We start from the raw sequence: 21221 nt of genomic DNA, 5'->3' as shown, positions 1-21221 counted from the left end.
AACTACTGTGCGGGATTGAAATTTATCAAGAAAGTCTATTTATAGACTTGAATTATTGCAGCAGTTTCATATTTTAATTCCTCTGCAGCGGTTTTCATTGAGGTTAAAAAGTGATCTTTTACAACCTTGAGATGACCTTTGATGATATGACGAGCTTGGTCAATTTCTTTGAGGTAAGACTCTTCAGATTGCAAACCTTCGCAAGGTCCCAGACAATTGCCAATGTGATATTCCAGACAAACTTTGAATTTTTTATCTGCTACGTTTTTTTCTGAAAGTAGGTAATTACAAGTACGAACTTTATACAAGCTTCGAATTAACTCCAGAACATTGTTGAGGGCTTTGACACTTGTGTAGGGGCCAAAGTACTCCCCTTCATTCAATTCATCTCTTCTTGTGGAAAATATTTTGGGGAATCTTTCATTTGAAATACAGATAAAAGGAAAACTCTTATCATCCTTCAATAGAATGTTGTATTTAGGCTGGTTTTCTTTGATGAGGTTGTTTTCGAGTAAAAGTGCATCATATTCAGAATCTACTATCACATACTCTATATGGTCTATTTCTTTGACAAGTTTTCGAGTTTTTAAACTATTCCCTTTTTGTTTATTGAAATAACTCGATACCCGTTTCTTGAGATTTTTTGCTTTACCTACATAGATCAAAACTTCTTTATGGTAATACTTGTAAACACCAGGAGCGTTAGGTAAAGCTTTTAAATCAATAGGGTATTTTTCTTGAGTCAATTATTGATAGAATTAAATTCATCTTCTAGTTGATCAATTTCGTGGAATACAGAGTCTGTTTTTATATTTCCACCATCGTATTGGTCACAATCTAATTCTACGCCTAGTGGAGAACTTGGTTTTTTGAAATATCCTTTTTCTACCCCTGTTCGTGGATCGTCATAGACTTTGAGCATAAAATTCTCCCAGATAGGACGAGCGGTTTTCCCCCCTTGTCCTAAAGCCCAGTGTTTGAAATGGATACTTCTGTCATCACCTCCTACCCATGCACCAGCCACCAAATCATGAGTCACACCCATATACCAACCATCAGAAGCATTTTGTGTAGTTCCAGTTTTGGAACCAATTTCATTGTTTTGTTTTAATCTATAATCCAAGGCATGAGCTGAACCATTTCTTTCTTCCATGGCACCTTTCAACATATGAATCATTAAATAGGCTGTCTTTTCGCTTAAGGCTTCCTTTCTTTTAGGAATAAAGTCTTGAATAACAACTCCATTTTTGTCTTCTATCCTTGTTATAAAAAATGGCTGTGTCCAAACACCTTGATTAGCAAATGTGGAATAAGCCCCAACAAGTTCATATAAGGATACTTCACCAATACCTAAACAAAGAGCGGGTACTGCTGGTAAGGGGCTTTCAATACCACAAGTATGTGCCATATCCACCGCAGCGCGTGGAGTAATTTTCTGCATAATTCTGGCAGTAACTGAATTGACAGAAGCTGCCATTGCCTGTCGGATAGTCATGGTTTGACCTGTGAACTTTCCATTAGCATTTTGCGGGGTCCAGGTGGGCTTTTCAGGATCATCCATCATCCAGGTAACTGGTGCGTCCACAGCAGTATAGCAGGGCGAATAACCAAGATCAATGGCTGCCGTGTACACGAATGGTTTGAATGTAGAACCTGGTTGACGTTTACTTTGTTTTACGTGATCAAATTTGAAGTATTTATGATTGATACCTCCAACCCATGCTTTGATATGACCAGTTTGTGGGTCCATAGCCATGAAACCTGCCTGAAGAAAATGTTTGTAGTATTTCAACGAATCTATCAAGCTGAATGTAGTATCAATCTCTCCACCCCAGCTAAATACAGTCATATCTCTTGGATAGTTCAGCCAGTAATCAAGCGAATCTGAATCTTCACCATACTTTTTAGCTAAAGATCGGTAATTAGGCGTACGCTTTATGGCTTTATCAACAAAGTCTAAAATTTCATTACCGTCTTCATCTATCCAGGGAGCATCTCCTTGTAAGTGATCGATAAATATACTTTGGAGTGTATCCATTTCTTCTGCCATCGCTTGCTCAGCATATAGTTGCATACGGCTATCTATGGTAGTATAGATCTTCAATCCATCCGCAAATAGATCATATCCATTGTTTTTAGACCAACTCATTAAGAAATTCCGCATTACAGTTCTGAAGTAAGTAGCTAGTCCTTCATTTTGATCCTGAACCTTGTACTGGAGACCGAAGTCCGATATTTTCAAAGAGTCATAGGCCACTCTATCGATTTTCCCATATTTGAGCAGGTTGTAGAAAATTTCTGTTCGTTTGTCCATAGCGAACCCAGGGTTTCTAATTGGGTTGAACTTAGTTGGTTTGTTTATTAGTCCGACCAGGACAGCAGATTCCTTATAGTTTAGTTCACTTGGGAGCTTGTTGAAATAGGTCTGGGCAGCTACCTTGATGCCATAAGTATTGTTTCCATATTCAATGGTATTGAGATACATGGCCAGAATTTCTTCTTTGGTGTAAGAAGCTTCAAGCTGGACTGAAACTATCCACTCTTTCATTTTGATAATGAAAATACCTAGGCCAGGCACATCGCTTAGTTTACCTCCCAAATCCCGGGTTTTGAAAAGGTTTTTAGCTACCTGCTGTGTAAGAGTACTTCCTCCACCCGCGTTTCTATTTCCCATGAGGATGGTCTGAAAGAGCACTCGACCGAGCCCTCTCAGGTCAATGCCAGAGTGTTGAGTAAATCTTATGTCTTCTGTAACCAGTAGAGCATCAATTAGTTCTTGTGAAAGTTCATTGTATGATACTTCGGTTCTGTTGTGACGAAAGTATTTACCTAATGAAATGCCATCTGCAGAAAACAACTCTGAGGAAAGATCCGGATCTGGTTTTTCTAACGATTTAGTACTGGGGAGTCCACCGAAAAGCCCGAAAGCATCGATCTTGATTGAATAAAACATCAAGAAGATAGCTATAACTCCGGTGGCAAGTAAAATCCAAACTAATGCGATTAGCCTCTTGTATTTATTCATTGCTGGTAATTTTTCCTGTAGAACTTAAGATACGTGTCCAATTCCTTTGTTTGGTAAAGTATATTGAAGTTGTCTTTCGTGATTACGAAATTATAGAATTTGCCAGTCTTATTAATTTTTTCAGCTGGCTTTTCAGTCTCTACTTCTTTGTTGAAGTTGATGGCTGTTTGCTTGTTTGAGAACTCCGAGATCAGAATCATTGAATATTGCTCGTCCAAAATCAGGTTTCCGATTTTTAGTGGGCTGTCCTCTGCTATTAGGGATTTGAAATATTCAGGAAGAGCATCCGAAAGTTCCTGATCCGTTTGATAGGCAAAAATGAAAAAGTGGGGCTTTTCAAACTTTGGAATAAACTTGGCTCTCGTACTATTGACTAAGTTAATTTGATATTGCTCTGAAGCTGTTACTAAGGAATCAGCATAAGGCAATAATTCACTTTCTGTATAGGTAGCTATAAAATTGTTGAGTTCATATTGGTACTTGTAAATGGACTCGGATTTTCCTTGAACCAGTATTTTCAAAAGGGCCATGTTGTCCACAAAATCATTGTCCGGATACTCTCTGAGTCCATCATTTATTAAAACCATAGCTTGTGAATAGTCGCCAAGCTCATAGCTATCATAAGCCTGAGCATAAATCTGCTTCAATTTTTCACTTGCAGCTTGAGACTCTGCTCTATAATTTGGGTTGATCACAACTTTAGCGTAAATGCTCTCAGGGGCTTCTTCGAGTAATAAATTTTTGTATCGCTCCGACTTAGGAATGTTTCCTAATTCTTTAAATATGATGTAGAGCAAGTACATGACCTCATGTCTATATTCTGATTCAGGGAAGCGTGTAAATAAACTTTCATAGGTTTCAGAGGAGTTATGCTTCTCATCTAAGTCGAAGTTGTAAATCTTACCTAGTTGGTAAGTCGCTTCTTCTATTTCGTCAAGAAGTTTTTGTTTGTCTTCATCTGATTGAGGCAAGGTGGCTATTAGCTCAGATTTATCAATTTTGAATTCATCTTCCTCCTCCTCAATGCCTTTTTTAGATTTGTTTTCTCCGTCTGGCTCTAGACCCACTTTATCATCACTTACAGTTATACTTGCCGTGCTATTAGACCTTCGCCAATTGTCTTCAAGCTTCCGATCTCCCCAGACTCTTCTAAATTCTGACTTTCCCCTAGATACTGCTGCTGTGTTGTAGAAGTACCAGGTAGTACCTTCATAGTTATTTGCACCTATACCCCCTGTGTTCTGCGAAAAAGTGCTTGAACTGTTGGCGGCTAAACGAGCTGCGTTTCTTTTTCTTTTTTTCTCTTCTTCTCGGCGCTGTAATTCTGCAGCTTCTTCCTTGGCTATGTAGGCATCAAGGAATCGATCTAAAGAATCGGGAGGTAAATTGGCCAAATTAAGTAGGCTGTCATTGACTTGAATGATAGTGTATTGCTCGACGAAATTTTCTAATATTTTCTGACGGGCTTCGATTTCTGCATATTCAGCTTCGTCTTTTGGTAGCACAGTCAGTGTGCTGTCATAATACAGTTTAGCGAGTTTGTACTCCGCGAGACTGTCATAGTATATTTTTCCAAGGCTCAAATAACTATGCGCCTTTTGCCTATTGTTATTGACGCTGGAACGAATAGAAGAGTTGTAATAATTGATGCCTTGATCCAGATTGCCATGGCGAACTTCGAATTTGGCCATTTCATAATAGATCTTATCTTTGAATTCTTCATTCTTACGATCTTTAAGAAGCTTTCTGAAATACTTCCTGACTTTCTTGGCATCATTCGTTTTTGCCAATTGTGTTACCTGAGCCATATTTAGCTTGGTATAAAATGACAATTCGTAAGGGGGGTTGTTTTTTAATGTTTGCTTATAATAAGTATAAGCCTCTCCGTCAAAACCCAAAGATTGATATACTTGTCCAATGATAAAGTTGATCCTTGCTCTTTCCTTGAAGTTGGTGATAAGATCTTCTGCTTGAATGAGGTTTTGTACCATATTGTTATAGTCTCCACTTTTTTGGTACAAGTAGCCTCTAGTTAGATAAAGGTTCTTTAGGTTTTTCTTATTGAGTTTTTCCTTTTTCAAGTAGTCGGAAACCGCAATGGCATTGTTGCTTTCTTTATACTCAATAAATGTCCGCATGAGGGCCACTAGTGCTTCATGTTTGGCATAGTCGTCTTTTCCTTTGGTGTTTACATATTTAAAAGTCTCGACTGCATTTTGATAATCCAAGCTGTAAAACCGAGCTTTGCCCACCAAAACATAAGAATCGTCCTCCCACTTGGATCCTTTGTGTCGTTGTATGGCCAAAGAAGCTTTTTCAATACAATCTTCGATTTGATCAGAAAATGAATTAGCAGCAGTAGAATCGAATTGTGGAAAAATAGGGAGAATCAGATTGTAATTCCAATCGTATTGATCCTCGATAGTTCGCTCGATTGCCTTGATGTGCTCCAATGCAATAAAATAAGCATTATAATGAGCTGTCATATTGTGATAAGAATTACTCATCACGTTATTTTTTTCCGGGGCACAGGAACCCAAAAGAACGGCCAGGCCGAGCAATAGTATTAGACTTCGATGGATCAAATTCAATGTTTTCGAATAAACGCCAATTCAAACGCAATTAATACAATATTGGCTTAGTAAATATCTATTAATATATATTTTTACCGCAAATCAGAAGCTATTTCCTTGGAACAAAAAAGAACTTTATCAAATCGGCTCACCACCAAATATTTACTCATCATAAGAAATGAGGAAAATTTTGCCGAAAAATCTACTTACAGCTTTACCTATTCCAAGATTATCCTGGGTTTGCTCCTTTCATTTTTTGCCTTTTTTGGGTTGAGTTTTTACTTGTCTACTTCTTTGCTGGAAGCGTGGTTTGACCCGAGGTTTGCCGAGTTAAAGGCGACTAAGGAGGTAATGGAATTGGCTTCTAGAGTGGATTCCCTTCAGCTTGAAGTAAAAAGGAAGGATGATTTCATCTCCAATATCAGGACGATCATGTCCGGTGAGGATTCGCAGTATACGGATGTAGAAAATACAGGAAGTATTGAAAGCAGTGAAATTTCTGAAATAGTTGAATCCCAAGGGGTCAATGCCATTGATTCTCAATTTCGCGAAGAATTTGAAAAAGGAGGGTTAGAATTTCAGTTAACTGACAATCGACTTTCAGATGAGCTAAAGGATTTTTTCCTGTTCAAACCAGTAGATGGAATTGTTTCTGAACATTTTGATCCGCAAATTGATCATTTGGCGATTGATATAGTGGCAAAACAAGATGAACCAGTTAAATCTGTAGCCGATGGTACAGTTATTTTTGCTTCCTGGACGCAGGATAGTGGATATGTAATTGCGATTCAACACAGAGGTAATTTGATCTCGATGTATAAGCACAATTCGGATTTGTTGAAAAACGTGGGTAATTTTGTAACCGCGGGAGAAGTAGTGTCTATCATAGGGAACACTGGTGAGCTTACTTCAGGTCCGCATTTGCATTTTGAACTGTGGTACAATGGTAATCCCATTAACCCAGAGGAATTGATTAGATTTTAAACAAACACCTGTACTAATGTTTAATAATAAGCAAGAAATTAAAGAAGTGGAAGAACTTAGCAACTCTAGTAACATCATAGGCAAGGGCACCCTTCTTAATGGTGATATTGAAACTTACGGTAACATTCGAATTGAAGGAAAGATCGTAGGAAACATGAAAACAAAGTCAAAAGCGGCATGTGGGCATTCTTCTCATATAGAAGGAAATCTGGTGGCCCAGAATGCGGAAATAGCCGGCCATGTGACAGGAAAGGTGGAAGTATCTGAATTGCTGATCCTTAAACCATCTGCTATCATCAATGGAGACATCATCACCAACAAACTGATAGTTGAATCAGGAGCTACCTTCAATGGAGGATGTAAAATGGGTGTGACCATTAAAGAAATACAAATTGGAGAAACACCGGAAGGAAAATCAAAACTCCTCAAAGCTGAATAAAGAAGAGGACCAATCCTTTTCATACTTGAAATTTTCGGGGATTGCATTTGAAATGCTAGCCTACGTAATTTTGGGATATTGGACGGGGAATAAATTGGATGAGTATTTCGAATTCGACTCCATACTTACACTAATAGGAATCATGTTAGGAATTGCGGGAGCACTCCTCAATTTGTTTCGGAAACTGCCAAAAAATTAATACATGAAGGAATTGTCTAAAATCTCTGTTTTCACAGGGATTTTAATTTTAATGAGCTATTGTCTTTTGGAGGTGTTCAAATTTTCTTTTGTGCATCCTGCCATTTATCAAATCTTAGGGTTTCTGTGGTTCCTGTACACTAGTATACATATTACCTATTTGTTGGTAGCTAAAAATCCTAATATTGAAAGTGCCATTTTACCACTCGTTGGACTCGGTTTGAGATTTTTAGTATCACTTTTTACAGTGATGTTTTACTTGATAAAGTTCCCCGACAATTCGGCGTTGTTCGTTCTCAATTTTATGGCAGTCTATTTAATCTACGTAGTGTTTGAAATCACAGCCTTATTGTCTAACTTGCGACGAAATTCAAGTCAAGATCAAAATACATGATTAACGGTCGAATTATGACAACATTTAAGCATCTGAAAATCAGCATTTTATTTACGGTTTTCGGTCTATTGGTAGCACAGGCGAGTTTTGCGGGAGAAAAGACAGAAGGTGAGAAATTTGATCCGAGTGCTTTGATCAATCACCATATAATGGATGCTCATGATTGGCATCTTTATGATAAGAAAGATGAAGCTGGAGTAGAGCATCCAGTGAGCATTCCTTTACCCGTTATATTATGGGATGGAGGCTTGCATGTTTTTATGTCATCAGCGTTTCATCACGGCCAGGATGCAGTAGAAAGTAATGGGAATTATTATTTCAATGCCCATGAACACATATATAAGACTGACGCTAATGGAACTTTGGAATATGATGAGGCTGGTAATATTACCAACGCTCATCCGCTAGACCTTTCTATTACCAAAAATGTAGCAATGCTTTTGATCAATGCTACGGTGATGATTTTGATATTTTTGGCAGTTGCTAGAGGGTATAAGAAAAATGCGAAACGAGCACCTAAAGGTGTGCAGTCTTTCTTCGAACCAATTATAATATATGTAAGAGATGAAATCGTAAAGCCAAACATTGGCCCTAAGTACGAAAGATATTTGCCTTACCTACTGAGCTTGTTTTTCTTCATCTGGTTTGGAAACCTCTTAGGCCTGTTGCCTGCAGCAGCTAACCTTACTGGAAATATTGCGGTGTGTATGGCATTGGCTGGTTTGACGTTGATCATCACATTGGCATCTGGTAGAAAAACATATTGGTTGCACATATTAGATCCATTAGGGAACAGCATGCCATGGTTGGCTAAATTTCCCCTGTACTTGATCTTATGGCCAATCGAAATCCTTGGAATATTTATTAAGCCTTTCTCATTGATGATTCGTTTGTTTGCGAACATCACAGCGGGGCACATTATTATATTGAGTATTATAAGTTTGACATTCATCACGCAGAGTTTAGCAGTAGGCGTAGCGTCTACGGCATTCGCAACTGTGATGAACATGCTGGAACTATTCGTAGCCCTACTTCAAGCTTATGTATTTACACTATTGACCTCGATGTATTTCGGACAGGCAGTAGAAGAACATCATTAAGAAATTATTTTTTTTAACCATATAAATTAACTGTAATGGGAGCAATAGGAGCAGGATTAGCAGTACTAGGAGCAGGTCTTGGTATCGGAATGATCGGTAAAGGAGCAACTGAAAGTATCGCTAGACAACCTGAAGCAGCTGGTAAAGTTCAAACAGCAATGATTATCGCAGCAGCCTTGATTGAAGGTGTTGCCTTGTTTGCTGCAGTAATTGGCTTTATGTCTGTAAACGCAGGAAATTAATTTTTCTGACTTGGCTCTGTTTGCATTAGGCATCAGGGCCAGGTCTTATTTCAATTAAAAAAAATATAATGGAATTAGTTACCCCCGGTATTGGACTTATCATTTGGCAGACCGTCGTATTCTTAGCAGTATTCGGCATATTGGCTGCCTTCGTTTGGAGACCAATCACAGATGCGTTGAGAACAAGAGAGTCGTTTATTCAAGACTCTTTAGACGCGGCAGAAAATGCCAAAAAGAAGATTGAAGATTTAAAGCAAGACAATGAGTATCTGTTGGAAGAAGCTCGTATCGAAAGAGACAAACTACTCAAAGATGCGACTGAAATTGCTAACAAAATCAAAGAAGACGCTAAAGACGAAACGTCTAAAATCACAGCAAAAATGATCGAAGATGCTAAGTCAGTGATCAACACTGAGAAAAACGCGGCCTTGGCTGACGTGAAAAACTTGGTAGCCGAGTTGTCATTGGATATTGCTGAGAAAGTTTTGAAAGGTAGCTTGGCTGACAAAAAGGCTCAGGAGACTTTGGTAAAAGAATTGGTCAAAGACATAAAAGTAAACTAAGATGTCAGAATTTAGGATAGCATCGAGATACGCAAAATCTCTTCTTGAGCTGGCTGAAGAAAAGAAGTGTCTAGACAAGGTAGTAGCAGATATGGAGCAATTCTCAGAAGTCTGCAAAAGCAACCATGATTTGGTTTTATTATTGAAAAACCCAGTCATTAGCCACTACAAGAAGCTAGCTATCCTTAAGGAAATTTTCAAAGGCAAAGTTAATGATTTGACTATGTCAATATTTGAAATCCTTGCGAAGAAGAACAGAGAAATGTACCTACCAGAAGTGGCTGAGGCTTTTAAAGCGCAGTATCACTCTTTCAAAGGCATTGTGGAAAGCACCATAACTACGGTTCATCCTATCTCTGATGCGATACGAAAAGAAATCAGTACCATCGTGAAAAAGATCACAAATAGCGATGTGGTACTTACCGAAAAAACCAATCCTGATTTGATTGGTGGATTTGTGTTAAAAATTGGTGATAAACAAATTGATGATAGCGTGAGTGGAAAATTGAAGGAATTAAGACTTCAGTTTGTAGACAAAGCGTATCAAAGTAAAATGTAATCACCAGGCGGTGATTTGTCAATAAGAAATAATAAGATCTAAAATTAACTACAGTAATGGCAGATGTAAGACCAGATGAAGTTTCATCGATATTGAGAGAACAACTCTCAAACTTCAGAACAGAAGCTGAATTAGAGGAAATAGGTACAGTACTACAAGTAGGTGATGGTGTAGCCAGAATCTACGGTTTGACTGAAGCACAGTCAGGTGAGCTTTTAGAGTTCGAAAATGGCTTGAAAGCTATGGTTTTGAACCTGGAAGAAGACAACGTAGGGGCTGTATTGCTAGGTGAATCTTCTGATGTAAAAGAAGGTGATACCGTAAAAAGAACCAAGCAAATCGCTTCTATTAAAGCTGGTGACGGCTTGTGTGGTAGAGTTATCGACACCTTGGGTAATCCTATCGATGGTAAAGGAGCTATCTCTGGCGACTTATACGAAATGCCATTGGAGCGTAAAGCACCCGGTGTAATCTACAGACAGCCAGTAGATGAGCCATTACAAACAGGTATCACTTCTATCGATTCCATGATTCCGATTGGAAGAGGCCAAAGAGAGTTGATCATTGGTGACCGTCAGACGGGTAAAACTGCTGTGGCGATCGATACGATCATCAACCAAAAAGAATTTTACGACAAAGGAGAGCCTGTATTTTGTATCTACGTTGCCGTAGGACAAAAGGCATCTACAGTAGCAGGTATCTACTCAGCTTTAGACAAAGCGGGTGCGATGGATTACACAGTGATTGTATCGGCTTCTGCTTCTGACCCAGCTCCAATGCAGTTCTTTGCTCCATTTACTGGTGCTGCTGTTGGTGAGTATTTCAGAGATACAGGTCGTCCAGCATTAGTAATCTATGATGATTTGTCTAAGCAAGCCGTGGCGTATCGTGAAGTTTCTCTTCTATTGAGAAGACCTCCAGGACGTGAAGCTTACCCTGGTGATGTATTCTATCTTCACTCAAGATTGTTGGAAAGAGCCGCTAAGGTGAATGACAATGATGATATCGCTAAGGATATGAATGATTTGCCAGAGTCACTGAAAGATAAAGTAAAAGGTGGTGGGTCATTGACGGCACTTCCAATCATTGAAACTCAAGCAGGTGACGTTTCTGCTTATATTCCGACGAACGTAATTTCGATTACTGATGGTCAGATCTTCTTGGAAACAAACTTATTTAACTCAGGTATCAGACCAGCGATTAACGTAGGTATCTCTGTATCTAGGGTTGGTGGTTCTGCTCAGATCAAATCAATGAAGAAAGTAGCGGGTACTTTGAAACTGGATCAGGCACAATTTAGAGAGCTTGAAGCTTTCGCTAAATTTGGATCTGATTTGGATAATGCTACTCGTTTGGTAATTTCAAGAGGTCAGAAAAACCAAGAAATCTTGAAGCAAGCGCAGTACTCTCCAATTCCAGTAGGCGAGCAAGTAGCTACAATTTATGCTTCTACTAAAGGGTTTATGGATAAAGTGCCTGTTGAAAAAGCAAGAGCATACCAAACTGAATTTATTACTGTTATGAAAACTCAGCACGAAGACATATTGTCTGCACTAGCTGCTGGTAAGTTTGATGAAGGTACTACAAGTAAATTGGGCGAAGTAGCGAAAGAAGTAGCTACAAGATTTGAAAACTAATAAGCTGCAATGGCTAATTTAAAAGAAGTAAAAAACAGAATATCTTCTGTCACCTCGACTCAGCAAATCACCAGTGCCATGAAAATGGTGGCGGCTGCTAAGCTGAAAAGAGCACAGGATAAGATCACTCAGATGAGACCTTATTCACAAAAGCTCACAGGCTTGTTGCAAAATGTGTCTGCAGGAATGGAGGATAGTTCTGACAATGTCTACGGTCAGGAACGAGAAGTAAACAATGTACTTCTCGTTGTGATTTCTTCTGACAGAGGGCTGTGCGGTGCGTTCAATAACAACGTATTCAAATCGGCTGTCAATGTCATTAATGAGAAATATTCTTATGAAAGCAAGCATGATGGCGTGCATATTTTACCGCTTGGTAAAAAATCTTTTGAGTATTTTTCTAAAAGAAATTATCAGGTTGTAGATGACTATTACGGTATTTTCGGTGACCTTTCCTTTGATCAGGCGAAAGTGGCTGCCGAGTATGTGATGAAGTCTTATGTAGATGGAGGATACGACAAAGTAGAATTGATTTACAATGAATTCAAAAATGTGGCTACTCAAATTCTTCAAGTAGAGCAATTCTTGCCGGTTGAGCAAGTAGAAGCTACAGATGAGGATGGAGCATCTAGTTTTACTAATCAGGAGTATATCTATCAGCCATCTATGAAGTACGTGGTTGAAGAATTGATTCCTAAGTCGTTGAAAGTACAGTTCTATAAAGCAATTTTAGAGTCGAATGCTTCTGAGCACGGTGCTAGAATGACTGCCATGGATCAAGCTACTGACAATGCAGGTGAAATGTTAAAGGCATTGAAATTGACATACAACAGAACGCGTCAGGCAGCTATTACTAAGGAAATTCTTGAAATCGTAGGTGGTGCGGAAGCATTGGCCAGCGACGGATAAGACAAATTAAAAACATAAACGAAAGGCTGAGCTTATTTAAAGTTCAGCCTTTTTTGTTTTAGATTGTATGATGAGCTTTTTAAAGTCCATTTTATTAATATTTCGCTGGCTGTCGCTCGATGTAGTAGCTGGAGGAGTCATTTTTACTCTGGCAGTTGGGCAGGTAGCCGAAGTGGAATTACCCTGGAGTATTCCAACCGCATTGGGTTGCTGTATCTGGCTCATCTATACACTGGACCATTTGATTGATGGAAACAGTCACGATCGAATGCCAAGTATGGAGCGGCATGCGTTTCATAAAAAATATCGAAAACCCATTTTTGGAGTCTTTGTCATGGTGGCTTGTTTTGGCCTTCGTCTGTTGTTTTTCCTACCTTATGAAACGCTGATATATGGCTGTGTCTTATTAGGACTGGTAGGACTTTATTTTCTTTCCATTTGGCTATTTAGAATCTATTTTGCTAAGGAAATATTTATCGCTGTTCTCTATGCTTGTGGAATTTTTCTTGGGGCTTTTTCACTCAGTCCAAATACGGATTTGGTGATGCTCCTATTTTTCATTCAAACAGTGTTGATGGCATCTATCAATTTGTTGCTATTTTCTTTTTACGAAGTAGCACATGACACCCAAGATGGACATCAATCCTGGGCCACACATTTTGGGGTAGTCAAAACACTAAATCACCTGCTGGTTTTCCTTGTGTTATTGGGTTTGTCTATTGCAACATCTTTTTTTGTGGGCCTATCATCAGGTGAGTTTATTCTCCAGATGATCTTCACTAGTATGTCCTTGATTTTAGCTGCAATATACTTTGCACCTCAGTGGTTCAAGAAAAAGGAACGTTTTAGATGGGTTGGTGATTTGATTTTTCTTTTACCAGGATTGATCTTTTTGTTTTGAATCACTACGACCGTATTGCATGGATCTATGATTTCCTAGCCAAATGGGTATTCGGTGGAAATGTTCTTAGGTCGCAATGTCATTTTCTTTCTCAAATGAATCCAAACGAACGAATTATTATCATTGGAGGTGGTAGCGGAAAGGTACTTGAGTCGATAAACCAACTAAATATCCCACTAACTATAGACTTTATCGAACCCTCTACGCGAATGATCGAAAAAGCAAGGGAGAGGATTCAGGAATCGTCAAATTTGAATGTGAATTTCCATAAAATAGAATTTGAATCTTATAAGTCTTCGGAAAAGTATGCTTGGGTGTGTTGCTTTTTCTTTCTGGATTTATTCAACAAAAAATCATTGCAGATTCATCTAGACCACATAAAATCGTTGATGGATATACGGTCAAACTTGCTAGTTTCAGATTTTGAAATCAATAAAGATTCATGGTGGAAAAAATTGTTGTCCTACTTCATGCATCTATTTTTCAAAGCCACTACAGGACTGGAAAGTAATGGGCTAAAAGATATCGATGGAACGGTCATGAACTCTGGATTTCGTAAATCAGAAAAATTGCATTTCTTTTCTCAATTTATTTTTAGTGCAGTATATAAAAAAGAAGTCTCTAAAAATGGAAACCATTCTTGATTTACTATGTCTATAGAGTATTCAAATGCAGAAGTGAAAAACATTCAGTACGACATACACAACAAACTAATACTTCAGTGCAAAGCGGGAGATCGCGTAGCACAGAATGAATTGTACAAACTGTATGCTGGAGCGATGTATAATATCTGCAGGAGAATGATGAACGATGAAGATGAAGCCCGCGATTTATTACAGGATGCATTTGTAGAAGCCTTTATGAAAATTAATGGTCTGAAGGAGTTAAGCACATTTAGTGCATGGATGAAAAGAATAACGGTTAACAAATGTATTAATGCCATCAAGAAGAAACGGATTTTTACAATTTCGATTGATGAAAATGTAGATCCGGTAGATGAGGACGAGTCGATTGACCGTGAAATTGTAGGGCACGAGGCTCAATCAATCATGAATGCATTGGAACAAATATCGGACGGCTGTCGCACCGTATTTAATTTGTATTTGTTCGAAGGTTATGATCATAAAGAGATCAGCCAGATTATGGGTATTTCAGAATCTGCGTCTAAATCACAATACAGTAAAGCGAAGCAAAAAATTCGAGACTTACTGAAAACCAAAAAATTCCACGGCTATGGAAACAAATGATTTAAAGAATTTTATTGATGTAAATCGTGAATCTTTTGAAGTTTACGATTATGCTCAAGATGACTGGCAGATTATCTCGGAGAAGCTAGATGTTGCTGAGAAGAGAGCGAAAAGTGTGGTCATTCCTATGAAATATGTTTGGAGAGCAGCTGCAGTTTTTCTTGTTGCTATTGGAGCGACTTTCTATATGAGTTGGGTCAATTGGAAAAGTCAATCTCAAGAAGTCATGATGAGCGCTGAGTTGCAAGAGGCTGAGTATTATTATGGAGAATTAATAGCAACTAAAGTGGCTCATATATCACAATTGGATCAAAATGCTGAGCAGGAAGTTTTTCGTAATATGGAGTCTTTGGATCAAGCTTTCAATGAGTTAAAGTCGGACTTAAAGGATAATGCAGATAATGAGGAAGTCATTCATGCTATGATGGACAATTACAAAATTAAACTTCAGATTTTAGAACAGATTATAACCCAATTGGAGGAACGAAAGAAATTATGAGGCAAGGAGGTACATATCGTACATGGGGTAAAGGGGTGCTGGTTTTTATTGGACTAATAGTGACGGTTTATATCACTCAGGCACAATCAAGATCTTTGGTAAAGAATATTTCTCAATCTTTCAAAGTTGAAGAGAAGTCAACTTTGGAATTGACCAACAAATATGGGCAAGTGATCTTACAAACCTGGGACAAAGATTCGGTGGTTGTAAATGTTAAAATCACGGCCTATGGCAAGAATGATGAGGCACTGTCTAAGAACATGGAGAGAGTGGATGTCGACTTTACCAATTTTGGAGATGTGTTGACAATTGAAACCGTATTGGATCGTAATTCTAGTGTATTCAAAGATGTCATCAATAGCTTGGGTGATTATTCCAAAACGCTAATTAGTAAAAATAAAATCAGCATCGATTATGAATTGACAATTCCGTATAAAACCTCACTTAAGTTAGATAATAAATACGGGGATGTGTATTTGGAAAGCCTGAGAGAAGAGGCCGTAATAAGTGTGGCTCATGGAGACTTTAAGGTTGAAGAATTGACAGGTACAAGCAGATTAAATTTAAGCTTTTGTAAAGCTAGAATTAAAAGATTAGACAAGGCTTTTGTAGAACTGAAGGGTGCAGAGTTTGACTTGAGAGAAGGTGGAGATATTGTACTCACTAGTAGTTCATCTACTTTTGATGTGAAGTCTGTTCAAAGTTTGAAATTGGATTCTAGAAATGATAAAATTCATTTGGAAAAAGCAACGGCGGTAAGGGGCTATTCTAGTTTTTCTAATATACTCATTGACAGTATGCTGGATCGAATAGACATGGAGTTAAACTACGGTGATTTGTTAGTGCATAGCATCAACAGTAACTTTAATCTGGTCAATTTGAAAAGTAAAACCGCCGACGTTAACATAAGTTTAGATATGGGGTCCTATTTTTCCGCCACTCTTACTGGACGAGAAGACCGTATGTTTTTGACCTCAAATTTTATGGGAATGAATAAAACACGAAGTACCGACAATGACAAGGTCATTACTCTGACTGGTGTTGTAGGTATGATAAAATCAAAACAAAGCCAAGTAACAATTACAGGAGAATCGGGTGAAGTCACTGTTTACCTCGAAGAAACCGGTGGTATTACTAATAAAAACTAATCAAGGTCTATCTCAATGAAACAAATGTGTTTAGTGAAAGTGGTGTATTTACTTGTACTACTTATATTTAGTTCGGGGTTTTCCTTAGCTCAGCAATACGACCGATCAGCGGGTATTAGATTGGGTGGAAGTTCAGGCCTAACTTTCAAAAAATTTATAGTGGATGAACAATCCATTGAAGCTATTGTTAGCAATCGTCGAAGTGGTATTCAGTTGACGGTCCTTCATGTTTTACATCAACCCATGCATGTTTCTTTTAATGAGAATTTTTATTTCTATTATGGAGTAGGTGGACATATTGGCTCTGAAGAACATAGTGGAATAGATAAAGAATTATCCAATGCCGATCCTACGGAATTTGAATACATAGAGAAAAACTATTTGACTATGGGGATTGATGGTATCATCGGTATTGAATACCGTATGCTCAGCGTCCCTATCACTCTGAGTTTGGATCTAAAACCGTACCTCAATTATATTGGTATGAGAAAGGTAAAAGCTGACTTTTGGGATGCTTCTATTGCTATCAAGTATGTATTCTAAATATCAATCTATGAATCAATTAAAATATCTTATAGTAATACTTTTCAGTCTATTGGCTTCTTTAAGTTCTGCACAGCAATTCACCGATAAGCCTAAGAATAATGAAGTTAAATCTATCATTGGAAAAGAAAAAGAAATCACAGGATTTGGAAACATAGACTTTAAAGTTGGGCAAGTGGTTGACCAGCAGGCATTAATTATTGGAGCGTATGGAGGGATACTCATCAATAAATATTTCATGTTCGGTGTGGCTGGCTATGGATTGTCTACTGATTCAAAATTTGATGGTTTTAATCCAGAATCATCTACTCCGAGAGAGTTGAATCTATATGGTGGTTATGCAGGTATGCTGATGGGGTTTAAGATAGCCTCAAGAGAGATTATTCATTTGAGTGTGCCTATGGTCATCGGTGCAGGTCAATTTGACGTTTCAGATAATAATTACTTCGATATGGCTAATGGAGATAATGATTTCGTATTAGAGTCCTCATCTTTTTTCGTATTTGAACCTTCTGCATTAATAGAACTCAATATTTCCCATCACTTTAGATTAGGTTTTGGTGCTGGCTATAGATTGGTCAAAGGCTCATCTTTAGAGAATTTAGATGATGATGATTTGTCAGGATTTTCAGGTGTCGTTTCGATTCAGCTAGGCAAGTTTTAATTAAGCTAACAACAACTGGTCATGAGAATAGCCTATGAGTTATTGATCATCGACTAAAATCAAAATATCATCAATATATTCGCGATTATTGGCTAGTCTGGGCACTTTATTTTGCCCTCCAAGTTTCCCCCTTCTTTTCATCCATTCATAAAAAGTGCCTGGTTTGGCTGAATGAAGCACTGGCATTTTAAGTGCAATATCCTTATAACGTTTGGCATCGTAGTCAGAATTTACTTCCCGGAGTTTTTCGTCTAATACACTAGCAAATCGCTCAATACTATCTGGACACTTTTGAAATTCAATGACCCACTCATGGCCACCACTTGTTTTGTCTGTAAAATGGATAGGAGCCGCTGTGAAGTTTTCTATTACAGACCCAGTCATCTGACAAGCATGAGTGATAGCAGTTTCTGCATTTTCAACAACTAACTCTTCGCCGAAAGCATTGATAAAGTGTTTGGTACGTCCGGCAATCTTTATCCTATAAGGATCGATAGAGGTGAATTTAATGGTGTCACCAATGCTATATCTCCAAAGACCTGCATTTGTTGAAATGACCATCGCATAAATTTCACCAATCTTTACTTCACTTAATCCAATAGTTTTTGGCTGTTCATTTTGAATCTCATCGTAAGGAATGAATTCATAGAAGATACCATAATCCAGCATCAGCAGCAGTTCATCAGAGTCTGAACGATCCTGAATGCCAAAAAACCCTTCTGATGCTGTATATGTTTCCACATAATTCATTTGATCGGTTGGGATCAATTCTTTGAATAAAGATCGATATGGACCAAAGGCTACAGCTCCATGAAAAAAAACTTCTAGGTTGGGCCACACATCCAAAATATTGTCGGCCCCTTTTATTTCTTTGATCCGTTTTATCAAAGGAATCGTCCAGGTGGGTACACCAGAAATATTGGTCACATTTTCGTTGGCTGTCGACTCAGCCATTTTTTCTATTTTTTCCTCCCACTTATCCATCAAAGCAACATCCAATGATGGCGTGCGGATGAATTGAGCCCAGATGGGCAAATTTTGCATAATAACCGCTGACACATCTCCATAGTGTGAGTCATGGTTGGGATCAAACTCATTGATTTGGTGGCTTCCTCCAATAGCCAAACCTTTACCAGTAAACATCTGTGTGTCAGGATTGTTATTCACATAGATAGAAATTAAATCTTTCCCTCCTTTGAAATGACAATCTTCTAGTGCTTCGGGAGAAACTGGGATAAACTTGCTTCTGGCGTTTGTCGTTCCAGACGATTTAGCAAACCATTTGATATCAGACGACCAAAGCAATTTTTGCTCACCTTTCATCCTACGTTCTATATATGGATACAAAGCCTCGTATGCCTGCACAGGTACGATATTTTTGTACTGTTCATAGGTCTTTATATTCTTGAAATCATATTTTTTGCCAAACTCAGTATCCTTGGCTGTATGTAATAGCCGCGTCAAAACTTCCTTTTGAACTTCGTGGGGATATTTCATGAAAAGCTCCATTTGGTGGATTCGCTTTCTCATGACCCAAGTGAGGATGGAATTAAAAAGAGGCACGGTAGATTATATTTTTCTTTTCAATTCAAAATGTCTTCCCAAATAGACACGACGAACTTGCTCGTCTGCGGCTAGTTCTTCGGCCGTTCCAGATTTCAGCAACTGACCTTCAAACATCAGATAGGCACGGTCAGTAATGGAAAGGGTTTCTTGAACATTGTGATCAGTTATCAATATTCCAATATTCTTATTTTTCAATTGAGCCACCACAGTTTGAATTTCTTCTACAGCGATTGGGTCAACTCCTGCAAATGGTTCATCCAGTAAGACGAAATTTGGATCAATAGCCAATGCTCTAGCAATTTCCGTCCTTCTCCTCTCTCCACCCGACAGGGCCATGCCAAAGTTGTTTCGAACATGTGTCAGACTAAATTCTTCCATCAACGCTTCTGCCTTTTCTTTCTGTTCTTTTTTGGTGAAATTCTTCATTTCTAAAACAGCGAGAATGTTCTCTTCTACAGTCAGCTTTCTGAAAACCGAAGCTTCCTGAGCCAAATAGCCAATGCCAAGTTTTGATCTTTTGTACATTGGAAGGTCAGTAATATCTTGATCATCCAAATAAATATGGCCGCTATTTGGCTTAATCAACCCAACGGTCATATAAAAGCTTGTAGTTTTTCCGGCACCATTGGGGCCAAGTAAACCAACGATTTCGCCTTGATCTACTTTTACGGAAATGCCCTTTACGACTGTTCTACTCTTATATTTCTTAACTAAATTTTCTGCCCTCAGTTGCATATGGTGTACGTACTCTTGCGTTCAGCAATTTTAATGATAATAATTCAATTTAATCTGTCTCATACTCTTATATCCTTCAGTATCAACTGCAAAGTAGTCTGCCCCATGTAGTGATTCTCTTCTATTGTATATACAATGTCGAATGGAGCATCCAGTTTGTCATGCAAATGGCCAAGCCCAAACCCAATCACATCAAAATTGTTAGTAGTGCCCGCTTGAGATATAAAAAGCTTGAGGTGCTTCTCTTTCAATATGCGTGCCTCTTTTTTCAAAAAGACATTTCGACTACAAAAAACTGGTTGCATATTTTGTGGTCCAAAGGGTCCCATCTGTTTTAAGATGCCAAACATTTTAAAATCAATGTCCTCTAAATCAATTTCCAAATCTATATCTATAATAGGCGTCTTTTGTTTCTCATCTATTAGAGAAGACACGGTTTCTTCAAAAGCATTTTTGAAGTTGTCCAATTGATCTGGCTCCATGGTTAGACCAGCCGCATATTTATGACCTCCAAATTGGGTCAAATAGTTACTACATTTTTCTAGGGCACTATATATGTCAAATCCATTGACAGATCGTGCGGACCCTGTAATCTTGCCGTTCGACTCAGTCATGATTATAGTAGGTTTATAGTGATGTTCAATGCACCGTGAGGCTACTATGCCAATGACACCTTTGTGCCAGTCCTTTTTATATAACACGGTTGTATTCTTTCCTACTTGACCATCTGATTGGATCATGTCTAAAGCTGTGGCCGTTATACTCTCGTCGTAGTTTCTCCTTTCCTGATTTTCTAGATTGAGCTTTTCAGCAAATACATAGGCGTCTTCTTTTATCTCTTGGGTTAATAAATCAAGTGCAGTTTTTGCATGACCAATTCTGCCTGCAGCATTAATTCTTGGTCCTATTCCAAACACAACATCTGAAATACTTAATGGTGTTCGCATCCCAGCCTTGTCAATCAAGGCGGCAAACCCAGGTAATGGAGACCTATTTAGTTTTTTCATTCCAAACCAAGCGAGTAATCTATTCTCCCCCGTGATAGGCACTATGTCTGATGCAATACTTACTGCGACTAAATCTAAGAGCTCCATGAGCTTATTGTCTTCAATTCCATTTTGAATGGAGAAAGCTTCTAATAGTTTATAGCCAATGCCACACCCTGATAATTCATCATATGGATAAGTACAGTCAGTCTGTTTTGGGTCTAGGATAGATACTGCGGGGGGTAGCACCTCTCCTGGTAAGTGATGATCACAAACGATTACATCAATACCATTGTCTTTAGCGATTTG

Annotated in this window: 22 protein-coding genes (1 of these 22 running past the window's edge); 16 read left to right on the top strand and 6 right to left on the bottom strand. The window is 38.3% G+C overall.

Features of this window, described 5'->3' with window-relative positions; genetic code table 11:
• Positions 1-35 precede the first annotated feature (35 nt).
• The 3 genes from ACOQO5_RS01940 to ACOQO5_RS01930 are packed head-to-tail and all read right to left on the bottom strand — an operon-like array spanning position 36 to position 5532.
• A complete protein-coding gene (locus ACOQO5_RS01940) occupies positions 36-746 on the bottom strand; it encodes a GIY-YIG nuclease family protein (protein ID WP_420579990.1) in 711 nt (236 codons plus the stop codon).
• The gene (locus ACOQO5_RS01935) at positions 743-3025 is read right to left on the bottom strand and encodes a transglycosylase domain-containing protein (protein ID WP_420579989.1); all 2283 of its coding nucleotides are present in this window, start codon (positions 3023-3025) and stop codon (positions 743-745) included. Before ACOQO5_RS01935 ends, ACOQO5_RS01940 begins: the two co-directional genes overlap by 4 nt.
• Positions 3022-5532: a tetratricopeptide repeat protein gene (locus ACOQO5_RS01930; protein ID WP_420579988.1), complete on the bottom strand. Its 2511-nt coding sequence runs from the start codon at positions 5530-5532 to the stop codon at positions 3022-3024. The genes ACOQO5_RS01935 and ACOQO5_RS01930 overlap by 4 nt, the downstream gene beginning before the upstream one ends.
• Positions 5533-5715: 183 nt before the next feature.
• Between ACOQO5_RS01930 and ACOQO5_RS01925 the strand changes: the two genes are divergently transcribed.
• From ACOQO5_RS01925 to ACOQO5_RS01850, 16 genes are all read left to right on the top strand, one after another.
• Positions 5716-6582, top strand: a complete 867-nt coding sequence (locus ACOQO5_RS01925; protein WP_420579987.1) for a M23 family metallopeptidase — start codon at positions 5716-5718, stop codon at positions 6580-6582.
• A 16-nt stretch (positions 6583-6598) separates the two neighbouring features.
• Complete coding sequence (locus tag ACOQO5_RS01920) at positions 6599-7021, top strand: bactofilin family protein (RefSeq protein ID WP_420579986.1); 423 nt, start codon at positions 6599-6601, stop codon at positions 7019-7021.
• Entirely contained in the window at positions 6975-7220 is a 246-nt protein-coding gene (locus ACOQO5_RS01915; RefSeq protein WP_420579985.1) for an AtpZ/AtpI family protein, read from the top strand. The genes ACOQO5_RS01920 and ACOQO5_RS01915 overlap by 47 nt, the downstream gene beginning before the upstream one ends.
• 407 nt (positions 7221-7627) lie before the next feature.
• Positions 7628-8713 carry a F0F1 ATP synthase subunit A gene (gene atpB, locus ACOQO5_RS01910; RefSeq protein WP_420579984.1) on the top strand — a complete coding sequence of 362 codons (1086 nt, stop codon included), beginning with the start codon at positions 7628-7630 and terminating at the stop codon, positions 8711-8713.
• Between the two features lie 35 nt (positions 8714-8748).
• Positions 8749-8955 (top strand): ATP synthase F0 subunit C, encoded by a 207-nt coding sequence (atpE, locus tag ACOQO5_RS01905; RefSeq protein WP_084373165.1) that lies wholly within the window; start codon positions 8749-8751, stop codon positions 8953-8955.
• A 68-nt stretch (positions 8956-9023) separates the two neighbouring features.
• Positions 9024-9518: a F0F1 ATP synthase subunit B gene (atpF, locus tag ACOQO5_RS01900; RefSeq protein ID WP_420579983.1), complete on the top strand. Its 495-nt coding sequence runs from the start codon at positions 9024-9026 to the stop codon at positions 9516-9518.
• 1 nt (position 9519) lies between these two features.
• Entirely contained in the window at positions 9520-10077 is a 558-nt protein-coding gene (gene atpH, locus ACOQO5_RS01895; protein ID WP_420579982.1) for an ATP synthase F1 subunit delta, read from the top strand.
• Positions 10078-10133: 56 nt separating this feature from the next.
• Entirely contained in the window at positions 10134-11714 is a 1581-nt protein-coding gene (atpA, locus tag ACOQO5_RS01890; RefSeq protein WP_420579981.1) for a F0F1 ATP synthase subunit alpha, read from the top strand.
• Positions 11715-11723: 9 nt separating this feature from the next.
• On the top strand, positions 11724-12623 hold the full coding sequence (atpG, locus tag ACOQO5_RS01885; protein ID WP_420579980.1) for an ATP synthase F1 subunit gamma: 900 nt from the start codon (positions 11724-11726) through the stop codon (positions 12621-12623).
• Positions 12624-12690: 67 nt separating this feature from the next.
• Entirely contained in the window at positions 12691-13524 is an 834-nt protein-coding gene (locus tag ACOQO5_RS01880; RefSeq protein WP_420579979.1) for a UbiA family prenyltransferase, read from the top strand.
• Positions 13521-14168 (top strand): methyltransferase, encoded by a 648-nt coding sequence (locus ACOQO5_RS01875; RefSeq protein ID WP_420579978.1) that lies wholly within the window; start codon positions 13521-13523, stop codon positions 14166-14168. The genes ACOQO5_RS01880 and ACOQO5_RS01875 overlap by 4 nt, the downstream gene beginning before the upstream one ends.
• 6 nt (positions 14169-14174) lie before the next feature.
• The gene (locus ACOQO5_RS01870) at positions 14175-14771 is read left to right on the top strand and encodes an RNA polymerase sigma factor (protein ID WP_420579977.1); all 597 of its coding nucleotides are present in this window, start codon (positions 14175-14177) and stop codon (positions 14769-14771) included.
• Complete coding sequence (locus ACOQO5_RS01865) at positions 14758-15270, top strand: hypothetical protein (RefSeq protein WP_420579976.1); 513 nt, start codon at positions 14758-14760, stop codon at positions 15268-15270. The genes ACOQO5_RS01870 and ACOQO5_RS01865 overlap by 14 nt, the downstream gene beginning before the upstream one ends.
• Positions 15267-16418 carry a hypothetical protein gene (locus ACOQO5_RS01860; RefSeq protein ID WP_420579975.1) on the top strand — a complete coding sequence of 384 codons (1152 nt, stop codon included), beginning with the start codon at positions 15267-15269 and terminating at the stop codon, positions 16416-16418. The genes ACOQO5_RS01865 and ACOQO5_RS01860 overlap by 4 nt, the downstream gene beginning before the upstream one ends.
• Before the next feature lie 15 nt (positions 16419-16433).
• On the top strand, positions 16434-16961 hold the full coding sequence (locus ACOQO5_RS01855) for a hypothetical protein (RefSeq protein WP_420579974.1): 528 nt from the start codon (positions 16434-16436) through the stop codon (positions 16959-16961).
• 10 nt (positions 16962-16971) lie between these two features.
• Complete coding sequence (locus ACOQO5_RS01850; protein ID WP_420579973.1) at positions 16972-17625, top strand: hypothetical protein; 654 nt, start codon at positions 16972-16974, stop codon at positions 17623-17625.
• A 39-nt stretch (positions 17626-17664) separates the two neighbouring features.
• Here ACOQO5_RS01850 and ACOQO5_RS01845 read toward each other — a convergent pair whose 3' ends face one another.
• The 3 genes in view from ACOQO5_RS01845 to recJ are tightly spaced (at most 59 nt apart) and all read right to left on the bottom strand, a layout consistent with a single transcriptional unit that may run on beyond the window.
• Positions 17665-19155 (bottom strand): GH3 auxin-responsive promoter family protein, encoded by a 1491-nt coding sequence (locus ACOQO5_RS01845; protein ID WP_420579972.1) that lies wholly within the window; start codon positions 19153-19155, stop codon positions 17665-17667.
• A 39-nt stretch (positions 19156-19194) separates the two neighbouring features.
• Complete coding sequence (gene lptB, locus ACOQO5_RS01840) at positions 19195-19926, bottom strand: LPS export ABC transporter ATP-binding protein (RefSeq protein WP_420579971.1); 732 nt, start codon at positions 19924-19926, stop codon at positions 19195-19197.
• Between the two features lie 59 nt (positions 19927-19985).
• Positions 19986-21221, bottom strand: partial view of a single-stranded-DNA-specific exonuclease RecJ gene (gene recJ / locus ACOQO5_RS01835; protein WP_420579970.1) — the 3' portion only. The gene runs 456 nt beyond the window's last position; 1236 of the gene's 1692 nt are visible here — the last part of the coding sequence; the start codon falls outside the window, past its right edge; it ends in the stop codon at positions 19986-19988.

Origin of the sequence: Reichenbachiella sp., assembly GCF_965223055.1 — a bacterium.
Lineage (GTDB): Bacteria > Bacteroidota > Bacteroidia > Cytophagales > Cyclobacteriaceae > Reichenbachiella.
This window is presented reverse-complemented; position numbering and strand designations above follow the sequence as displayed.